6 protein-coding genes are annotated in these 3118 nt (G+C 46.7%); all 6 read left to right on the forward strand.

The genetic code is table 11. The features are described from left to right. Positions 1–148: 148 nt before the first annotated feature. Entirely contained in the window at positions 149–337 is a 189-nt protein-coding gene (locus DWY93_RS16570) for a hypothetical protein (RefSeq protein WP_005930722.1), read from the forward strand. Then, entirely contained in the window at positions 334–675 is a 342-nt protein-coding gene (locus DWY93_RS16575) for a DeoR family transcriptional regulator (protein ID WP_054328106.1), read from the forward strand. Before DWY93_RS16570 ends, DWY93_RS16575 begins: the two co-directional genes overlap by 4 nt. Next, complete coding sequence (locus DWY93_RS16580) at positions 668–964, forward strand: DUF3847 domain-containing protein (RefSeq protein WP_002594808.1); 297 nt, start codon at positions 668–670, stop codon at positions 962–964. Before DWY93_RS16575 ends, DWY93_RS16580 begins: the two co-directional genes overlap by 8 nt. A gap of 311 nt (positions 965–1275) precedes the next feature. Further along, positions 1276–1530, forward strand: coding sequence for a CPCC family cysteine-rich protein (locus DWY93_RS16585; RefSeq protein ID WP_117472730.1), 255 nt, complete (start codon positions 1276–1278; stop codon positions 1528–1530). 57 nt (positions 1531–1587) lie between these two features. After that, positions 1588–2097 (forward strand): hypothetical protein, encoded by a 510-nt coding sequence (locus DWY93_RS16590; protein WP_006873177.1) that lies wholly within the window; start codon positions 1588–1590, stop codon positions 2095–2097. A gap of 194 nt (positions 2098–2291) precedes the next feature. Then, positions 2292–3118 (forward strand): MobQ family relaxase (mobQ, locus tag DWY93_RS16600; RefSeq protein WP_147324228.1); only part of this gene is annotated, 827 nt, incomplete at its 3' end.

The following is a 3118-nucleotide window of genomic DNA, read 5'->3' on the forward strand; positions in this document are numbered from 1 at the left end:
ACACCGAAATGATACCGAAACACGACAATCTGATAGGGGGATAGTCTACCCTATCGCTGATACTTCGGGAGATTTTAATCGGCTCTATGACCGTAATTTTGCCGAAAATCGCCCCGAAACCATACACTAAAACGGGAGGAAATACAATATGCCGAGAATGAGCAAAAAGAGGAAGCATGAGCTTTCCTTTTACCTCAATGACCGGGGGCGTGTCACTTACAACGAATTATGCCGGAAATGCCAGCATGGGTGCAGGCAGAGCTTCCGGGCGGTTGTGATTGACTGCCCCCGTTATTTATCCAAACGAGCAAAGAAAAAGGAGGAACACACAGAATGAATTTTGAATTTATGACGATAGACACACCATTGCCGCCCTGTATGCCCTTTCCCAGAGCGTTGACAGGATTTCCAGTCAGCAGCACCGCAAAGGTCATGTACTGCCGGATGCTGGACGCTATGCTATCCAAAGAGCAGGAGGACGAGAACGGAATCCTGTTTGTCTGCTTCCCTGTCACAGCCATTGCCGCAGTCCTGTCCCGCAGTCCCATGACGGTCAAGCGTTCTCTGAATGAACTGGAAAACGCCGGACTTATCATGCGGGTGCGTCAGGGCGTGGGAGAACCGAATAGGATTTATGTGCTGATACCGGGAAAGGAGGACGCTGCCCTTGCCTGATACCTCAAAGCTGGAAAAGCTCAACCGGGAGCTGGAGAAAAGCGAAAAGAAACTGCGGAAAGCCATCAATGATGAAAAGGCATTGCAGCACCAGTTAAAGCAGCTTACCCGAAAGGAACGGACGCACCGGCTCTGCACTCGTGGCGGTATGCTGGAAAGTTTTCTGCAAGAGCCGGAACGCCTAACAGATGATGATGTCATGCTGTTGTTGAAACTCATTTTTCACAGGCAGGACACGCAGGAACTATTGAAAAAACTGCTGGAACGGGAGAAGCCGGAAACCCCTTAGTTTACTAAGGGCGCAATTATACACCACCCAGAGGTTGGTGCATTGCGTTCTCCGAAGGCTCCTCACCGGAGGGCTGTGATTTTCCGCAGTCATGGTCTGCTCCAAATCAAACAGGGGACGCTACACTTCCCCTGCGCTGGCTGCAGCCAGCTACCCTTTTGTGGACTTGCCTGTTGGGGACACCTTGCGGTGCAAGCTGTTCCCAGCCGACAAGTTTCATAAAATATGCTATCTTTTCGATAATCGATGAAGTATAATAAAGTCAGAAATAAATCAGGAATTTGAGGTCAAGGCTTAAACGTGAGGTTTATATGAAAAAATACCAATGTCCTTGCTGCGGATATTTTACCTATAATGTTCCGGCAAATGAAGATTGTGGGTATATTTGCCCCGTTTGTTTTTGGGAGAATGACCCGTTCATTGCTTCTGATAACGAACCAAGCGACTCTAATCATGGAATAACGCTAAAAGAAGCGAAATCCAATTTCTCAAAATTTGGTGCTTGTGAAAAAGAAATGTTATGTTATATCCGACCACCAAGAGATGATGAAAAAGAAATTTCATAGCGACAACTTCCAACTTGTAGAACTGAAAAATTAGAAGTTGTAAAGGAGTGTGATAAAATGGAAACACTTTTTGACCAATACAAAGAACTGAATATAAATGGCTCTTTGATTTGTCTTGAACAAGTTGAAGATATTTATTCTTACTTCTGCTATCCGACCAATGCAAAGGCAATAGGTTTTGAAGGAAGTATTATGTATTGCTTTATTGAGCCGTATGGGGAAATGGTTTTTGCCTGCAATCCTGATACTTGTGCAGATGTTTTTGTTTATCCACTGGCAAGAACCTTTGAGGATTTTATGAGACTTATTCTTGCTTGTGGTTCTACTAATCCTATTGAGCAGATTATTTGGATGGACAAAGACAAATTTGAAAAACACCTCAAAGAGGAAGAAGCAATCCGCACAGAGGAACAGAAAGCGACATTAAGTTATCTTGAAACAGAATTAGAAATTTCCCCTATTGATAACCCTTATGACTATGTAAAAGAACTGCAATCTCGCTTTGACAATAGTGGCATTGAGTATAGTGATGAATACTATGATGTTTTGGGGATTGATAGAAAATAACAACAAATAAATTCCAGTTCGTCAGCTTCACATCGGGTCAACTTGTCCCGAACTTTTACAACTAAATACCCGCCGCCCACACAGCGGCACACCGAGCAGGAAATCTGAAAGAAAGGTTTCCTGCTTTTTTTCTGCCCAAAATGAGGTGGTAAAACGCCACCCCGTCCACCAATTAGCGAAAGGAGGGACACGAAATGCCCTGTCCACACAACGAAATCACGATTGTTCAGCGCAGTCAGCGGCAGTCTGCGGTTGCCGCCGCTGCTTACCAGAGTGGCGAAAAACTGTTCTGTGAATATGACCAGCAAGTGAAGCACTACCCGGAAAAGCGTGGTATCGTCCACAATGAAATCCTGCTCCCACCTAATGCCCCACAGGAATATGCAGACCGCAATACTTTGTGGAACGCCGCCGAAGCGGTGGAAAAACAATGGAACTCCCAGCTTGCAAGGCGGTGGGTGCTTACCATCCCCAGAGAGATACCGCCCGACCAGTATGCTGTCCTTGTCCGGGAGTTTTGTCAGAAGCAGTTTGTTTCCAAAGGCATGATTGCTGACTTTGCCATCCATGACCCCCATCCGCCGGGACACAATCCCCACGCCCATGTCATGCTCACTATGAGGGCAATGGACGAACATGGAAAATGGCTTCCCAAGAGCCGCAAGGTTTATGACCTTGATGAAAGCGGAGAACGGATAAAACTTCCGTCCGGCAGGTGGAAAAGCCACAAGGAGGATACGGTTGACTGGAACGACCAGAAGTATTGTGAAATCTGGCGGCATGAATGGGAGGTCATCCAGAACCGCTATCTGGAAGCCAATGACCGCCCGGAGCGTGTGGACTTGCGTTCCTATGCCAGACAGGGGCTTGATATTATCCCTACTGTCCATGAGGGGGCTGCTGTCCAGCAGATGGAAAAGCGTGGTATCCAGACAAATATCGGCAACCTGAACCGGGAAATCAAAGCTGCCAACCGCCTAATGAAGTCCATCCGGCAGCTTATCCAAAACCTCAAAGGCTG

Source organism: Clostridium sp. AF28-12 (assembly GCF_003435225.1).
Taxonomy (GTDB): Bacteria; Bacillota; Clostridia; order Lachnospirales; family Lachnospiraceae; genus Pilosibacter; species Pilosibacter fragilis.